This window comes from Ferruginibacter sp. (assembly GCF_031430955.1).
Taxonomy (GTDB): domain Bacteria; phylum Bacteroidota; class Bacteroidia; order Chitinophagales; family Chitinophagaceae; genus Ferruginibacter.
Map to the genome: position 1 here is coordinate 1 of NZ_JANPCM010000546.1, position 6152 is coordinate 6152.

The following is a 6152-nucleotide window of genomic DNA, read 5'->3' on the forward strand; positions in this document are numbered from 1 at the left end:
GCAACTTATAAAAAATATTAATCAACGTGTAGATGCTATGATGGAAGAGGGCTTGTTAGATGAAGTAAAGGAACTGCAGCAGTATAAAAACCTTAATGCATTGCAAACGGTGGGCTATAAAGAATTGTTTGATTACTTAGATGGAAGATCAACTATTGAAAATGCAGTAGAGCAAATAAAAATAAATACCCGCCAGTATGCCAAACGCCAAATGACCTGGTTTAAAAAAGATTTAGAATTTAAGTGGGTTAGTCCCCACCTTGCCCTGTCAGCATTGCAGGAAGATTTTTTATCGGGAAGGTAGATTTATACATCGGCACAGGCTCAACAGTACCGCTAATTTCTTTTTCTTCTTTGATGCCATCTAATGAAATATTCTGCACATCAAATTTTATCCCTGTAATTTTCTTTGCGTCGTTTCTTATAAAAGAAATGGTGCCGCTGTTGGAAGGCATATAAAATTTATCATCTGCAGTTTTTTCTAATGAGGAATTACCCATTGAGGAATTTAATTGCAGTACACCGTTCTCAAAAACAACATTTACTTCACTCATGGCGCTTCCCTGTGGAAATTTATATTTAGCAGCATATTGTTGCAGCAATAATTCTTCTGCTCTTAATGATAAGCAGGATGCAATGAAAACAGAAAATAAAATGGTAACTTTTTTCATGACTGGCAGTTTAGTACTATAAAAATACGTTATACTTTAGAAAAAGTTACAACTGATGATAAAATATTTTCTTAATATAAAATAGACTTAAAATTTAAATCCAACCGTTGCAACAACATTACCCCGCTGTTGTTTTAGGCTGGCATAAGTGTTGGCCCTGTCCTCTAACCGGTAAGGTATGTCTAAATTTTTTGCAATGGCATGTACATAGGTAAGGTCAATAAACATTCCTTTATTCCGATAACCCAATCCACCACTCAGTAACATCCTGTTTACTTTTTCGGGAGCATCTTTGTAGGGGTTTCCATAATAAGCAAAACCTAATCTGCCCATAAGAGTATTAAACTTCAGTTCGCCACCCACTTTAAAATTAAAACTGCCTTTGTATTCATTTTTAATAACTTCTCCTAATTGTTTGTAATATGCCTTTTCCTGCTCAGTAGGTGTTTCATTATTGCTGCCAAACCTGCTGCCATTATGATTAACATACTCCACATCTGCAGTAATAAAAGCCCTTTGCTTTTTTACGTTAGATACTTCTCTAAAAACATAAGAGGCACTTAAAATAGCTTTAAAGGGAGTGGTTTGTGTGTATTTACTTTCGCCGGGCTGGTTATTGGTAAAAGTGGTAGATTTTTCTGAAAAGTTAGCCACAGGGTTTTCTAACTGGGTAGATAAAGCTGTAGTACGTGTATCTTTTAAACTCATAAAAGTAGGTGTATGAATGGCTAATCCCAAACGGATATAATCTTGTGGCCTGTATATAACTCCAAGCTTAAGGTTTGCTCCAATACCTTTTGTTGTAAAATCATCTTTATATTCAAATTGCTTAAAATGATTGGTTGAATTATTTGAAGTATCAAACTCTTTAAAACTTGTAATGCTGTTATAATTTATTATAGGAATACCAATTGTGGCACCTAAAAACCATTTGTCTTCATAATTATGGGCAAAAGCAAAAGCTACTTCTGTAATGCCGCCTTTTGTTGTGCGGTTCATTTCCTGGCGTATTGCCTGGCCTGCATCTAAAATAAATTCAGGTGCGGCTTTTACAATTGTATCTCTTTTACCGTTGCTGTTAACAAAAGAAAAAGTATCTATCAAATAAGTATTTAAAGCAACTGCAGCTCCATAAGGCAAAGGCGAATTTACATTTAATACCTGGTTAATAGAATAGCCACTTTTTGCAAACTCCTCAGCAAATTGCTCACTAAACGAACTGAAATTATTTAATCCTTTGTATTGAGTTGTATTGTTAAAATTTGCAGTTTGTGTTACTGCTAAACTAATAGCGTTGCTTATTTTTGGTTTATAACGGTTACCAAAACCCCAAACCCATCCGCTGGTACCAAAGCCAAAGTTGTTGCTTTTGTTTTTATTAGAGGTGCCTCTAAAATTTGCTTTATTACTGTTAAATAAAAATGCAGGGGTTAAAACAAATTCTCCGGTTTTATAAAAGCCGAGGCCAGCCGGGTTTACATAAGTGGCGTTTATATCACCGCCTAAACTGCCCATCGCACCACCAATAGCTAAATTACGTGCCGTGCCATTTTGAGGATAAAAAGAATATCGTAAAGCATCTTCGGGTGTTTGGGCAAAAGCCGCAGTGCAAATAATACAATTTATTAAGAGTAAATATTTTTTCATGGCATATAAGTTTTACAGTCCAATAATTTTATTTGGAAAATCAGGTAATAAATACTTTTTTAAGAAACAATCTTATTCATATTCCCCTTCAGGGGATAGGGGCTTATCCACCACGGCCGGGCCTTGAAACACTGCCGCCTGAACTGCTGCCACCAGATGAAGAACCGCTGCTGCTTGGCGTGCTGTTGTTGGTTGAAGGTGAATACGTTCTTGTATTATTATTTGAAGATGAATTGGTATTGTTGTTGTTAGTGGGAGTAGAGCTTGGTGTAAGCACTTCTCTTATGATGTTGCCAACCCTGCTGCCGCCGTTGTTGTTGTTATACTGCCTTGTTGGTTTGCTCCAGGTTGTAACGGCTCCGGTTTTTTGGTTGGTAGTTACCGCAGTGCTGTAATTTTTATAAGTGTTTAAGTTTACTGTTCTTGGTGTGCTGTTTATTGGTGCAGCTGCAATGTATTTAGTGCTGTAAACCGGCCTTGAATAATAATAAGGATTATAATAGTAACCATAACTGTTGCAGGTACAGGTGCAATAATTGTAAGGGCTGTTATTATAGCTGTAATCGTATTCATTATTTAAATCCCTCCACCTGTAATCACGTATTTGCATTCTTATCCTGGCATCGTCGGCGGTGGTTTCGGTGCGCCTTACTTCGTCTCTTTTATTATCGTTGCGGCTTTCATCAACCACTCTAACCGGGCTATAATAAACATCATCGGGTGTTTGCCCACTTTTGTAAGCGGTGCTGCAACTGCTAAAAGCTGCTGCAGATAAGGCGATAAGTAAAATTTTAGCATTCATGGCGTTTAGTTTTATAGATTTAAAATTGAAGTTACTACTTTTGTGCAAGTTTTAAAAGCACTTATATATAAAAGTATCAAAACATTTGCCATAAGACGCTTAAGTTTAATACTTTGTTGTTAAAGATGTGCTAAATGGTTTTGAAAGTCAATATTTTGTAACAAGCTGAAGAATTTAGCCCAACATTGTTGTGTCACTCACTTGTACAAAGAAATCTTTATTGAGCACTGAGCGAAGTCGAAGTGTTATTGGAGCGTAGAATGAAGCGGATTTTTCTAATGTCAACCCTTTGGGGTTTGTATTAAATTTTTATCTTTTCAATAGTAATAGCAGCCTTTCTGGCTTAAAATAAAAAGAAGTAAAAAATAAATATGTATTTAATCCTAAAGGGCAATGTGGTTAAGTTAAGAGTATAAAATTATAAAACTCCCAATTCCAGTTCCCTCTCTTTTGGAGAGGGGTTAGGGGTGAGGTCAAAATAAAAAATGAACAAAGCTGCCCAATTTTATGCCGTACAAGTGAGTGACACAACGATGATGACCAAAGAAACAAATGCTGGAAACATAATTATTAACAAAACACAATCAATTCTCCGCCAGCTGGCGGAATAGGGGTATGGCAAAAGAACTAACAACAAGAGCAGCAGATTATTCGCAATGGTACAACGACCTGGTAATTAAAGGCGGGCTGGCCGATCATTCGGCTGTACGTGGCTGTATGGTTATAAAACCTTACGGTTTTGCATTATGGGAAAACATGCAAAAACAATTAGACAAAATGTTTAAAGATACGGGGCATGAGAATGCGTACTTCCCGTTATTTGTTCCTAAAAGTTTATTTGAGGCAGAAGAAAAAAATGCTGAAGGCTTTGCAAAAGAATGTGCTATTGTAACGCACTACCGTTTAAAGAACGACCCTGCTAATCCCGGTAAATTAATGGTGGATCCTGAGGCAAAGCTGGAAGAAGAATTAATTATTCGCCCCACCAGCGAAGCCATCATCTGGAACACTTATAAAGGCTGGATACAATCGTACCGTGATCTTCCTTTACTGATAAATCAATGGGCCAACGTGGTGCGTTGGGAAATGCGTACAAGATTATTTTTACGCACTGCCGAATTTTTATGGCAGGAAGGTCACACTGCACATGCTACTAAAGAAGAAGCAATAGAAGAAACCAGAAAAATGCTGGATGTATATGCAACATTTGTAGAAGAATATATGGCCGTACCGATTATTAAAGGGGTAAAAACTGCTAACGAACGTTTTGCCGGTGCTGAAGATACTTATTGCATTGAAGCTTTGATGCAGGATGGAAAAGCATTGCAGGCGGGCACTTCGCACTTTTTAGGACAAAATTTTGCCAAAGCATTTGATGTAAAATTCAGCGATAAAAATAATACTTTAGATTACGTGTGGGCCACATCGTGGGGTGTATCTACAAGATTAATTGGTGCATTAATTATGGCGCACAGCGACGACCAGGGACTGATAATGCCACCAAAAATTGCACCCATACAAGTAGTGATTGTTCCTGTGTATAAAGGTGAAGAAAGCAAACCTGCTATTGATGGCAAAGCCACTGAAATTGTTAAGCAATTAAAAGCTTTAGGAGTTTCTGTTAAATACGATAACAACGATAACAGCCGCCCCGGATGGAAATTTGCTGAGTACGAACTGAAAGGCGTGCCCGTAAGAATTGCTTTGGGCTTACGGGATATTGAAAACAATGTGGTAGAAGTGGCAAGGCGGGATACCAAAGAAAAAAATACCCTTAGCATTGATGGACTTGCACCAGCAATTGTACAATTGCTGGATGATATTCAGCAGAACATGTACAACAAGGCACTGGCATTTAGAACAGAAAGAATTACTGATGCCAATAGCTGGGATGAATTTGTAAAATTATTAGATGAAAAAGGTGGTTTTATCTCAGCGCATTGGGATGGCACCGGCGAAACAGAAGATAAAATTAAAGAACAAACTAAAGCCACTATACGCTGTATTCCTTTAAATAATAAACAAGAGGATGGAGTTTGTATTATAACAGGTAAACCAAGTAAGGAGAGGGTTTTGTTTGCAAGAGCTTATTAGGGAATTGGAAATTTGTAATTGGGAATTTGGATTAGAGTATCTTTCTTTAAATGTTATTAATTCTTTTAAATATTATTGGCTGGCTTGAAGAACATCAGTTACCCTGCTTGTTTAAAACTGCTTTTCATTTTGATTGCCCGGGATGTGGTATGCAGAGAAGTTGTATAGCATTATTAAGGGGCGACATTTTACAAAGTCTTAAATTTTATCCAGCTTTAATACCGGTAATATTTTTTTTTATTTTCTTAATGCTGGATGATAAATTTAGCACATTCAATTCTTTTAAAATTACAAAAATCTGGATCGCTTCAATATTTATTATTATCTTAGTTTCTTACTTTTATAAATTTACGTTCTAAAACAACTATTATGAATGAACAACAAAACCTTATTACCCCAAATTACAATCAGCCTTCTAATTTACCCAATGCTACTGCATCACTAGTGTTAGGAATTATTGCAATTGTAGGTGCCTTTTGTTATGGTATAGTGGGTGTTATTTGCGGTATTATAGGGCTGATATTGGCCAATAAGGACAAAAAATTATATCAGGCAAGTCCGGAAATGTACGCATCATCCAGTTACAGTACTTCTAATGCAGGAAGGATTTGCTCAATAATAGGATTGATTTTGGGTGCAATTTTCTTCTTACTAATCATCATTTACTTTGTTATGTTTGGCTCTTTGTTTATGGAAGCAATGCGTAATGGCGGTAAATTATAATCTTGCAATATTTATTAACGGCTGTCTTAAAAAATTAGGGCAGCCGTTCTTATTTTGAAAAGTTATTTTAAGTAAGTGATCTTAGTAAATTATATTGATCATATTTCTTTTGCGGTGTCAGTAAAGTTTTACATATTCGTTCTATCATTTAACCAAAAAAACTATTTATGGAAACAAACGAAAATCTTTTAAATTCCGAATTACAAATTGATTCA

At 36.2% G+C, this 6152-nt stretch carries 6 protein-coding genes and 1 pseudogene; 4 read left to right on the forward strand and 3 right to left on the reverse strand.

The genetic code is table 11. The annotated features are described in order from the left end of the window. Nucleotides 1–304: pseudogene (locus tag ACY65O_RS15395) on the forward strand (tRNA (adenosine(37)-N6)-dimethylallyltransferase MiaA); the annotation flags it as partial. Here ACY65O_RS15395 and ACY65O_RS15400 read toward each other — a convergent pair. The 3 genes from ACY65O_RS15400 to ACY65O_RS15410 all read right to left on the reverse strand — a co-directional run bounded on the left by ACY65O_RS15400 (nucleotide 249) and on the right by ACY65O_RS15410 (nucleotide 3120). Beyond that, complete coding sequence (locus ACY65O_RS15400; RefSeq protein ID WP_462221749.1) at nucleotides 249–671, reverse strand: hypothetical protein; 423 nt, start codon at nucleotides 669–671, stop codon at nucleotides 249–251. The pseudogene ACY65O_RS15395 and the gene ACY65O_RS15400 overlap by 56 nt on opposite strands. Nucleotides 672–758: 87 nt before the next feature. Continuing rightward, complete coding sequence (locus ACY65O_RS15405; protein WP_462221750.1) at nucleotides 759–2318, reverse strand: OmpP1/FadL family transporter; 1560 nt, start codon at nucleotides 2316–2318, stop codon at nucleotides 759–761. Nucleotides 2319–2421: 103 nt separating this feature from the next. Beyond that, complete coding sequence (locus tag ACY65O_RS15410; protein WP_462221751.1) at nucleotides 2422–3120, reverse strand: hypothetical protein; 699 nt, start codon at nucleotides 3118–3120, stop codon at nucleotides 2422–2424. A 615-nt stretch (nucleotides 3121–3735) separates the two neighbouring features. On the opposite strand from ACY65O_RS15410, the gene proS reads away from it, so the two are divergent. Genes proS through ACY65O_RS15425 form a run of 3 tightly spaced genes read left to right on the forward strand, consistent with a single transcriptional unit; the run spans nucleotide 3736 to nucleotide 5937 of the window. Beyond that, nucleotides 3736–5214: a proline--tRNA ligase gene (gene proS / locus ACY65O_RS15415; RefSeq protein ID WP_462221752.1), complete on the forward strand. Its 1479-nt coding sequence runs from the start codon at nucleotides 3736–3738 to the stop codon at nucleotides 5212–5214. Nucleotides 5215–5264: 50 nt separating this feature from the next. Next, nucleotides 5265–5573: a DUF2752 domain-containing protein gene (locus tag ACY65O_RS15420; RefSeq protein ID WP_462221753.1), complete on the forward strand. Its 309-nt coding sequence runs from the start codon at nucleotides 5265–5267 to the stop codon at nucleotides 5571–5573. A 10-nt stretch (nucleotides 5574–5583) separates the two neighbouring features. Next, nucleotides 5584–5937: a CCC motif membrane protein gene (locus tag ACY65O_RS15425; RefSeq protein WP_462221754.1), complete on the forward strand. Its 354-nt coding sequence runs from the start codon at nucleotides 5584–5586 to the stop codon at nucleotides 5935–5937. Nucleotides 5938–6152: the final 215 nt, after the last annotated feature.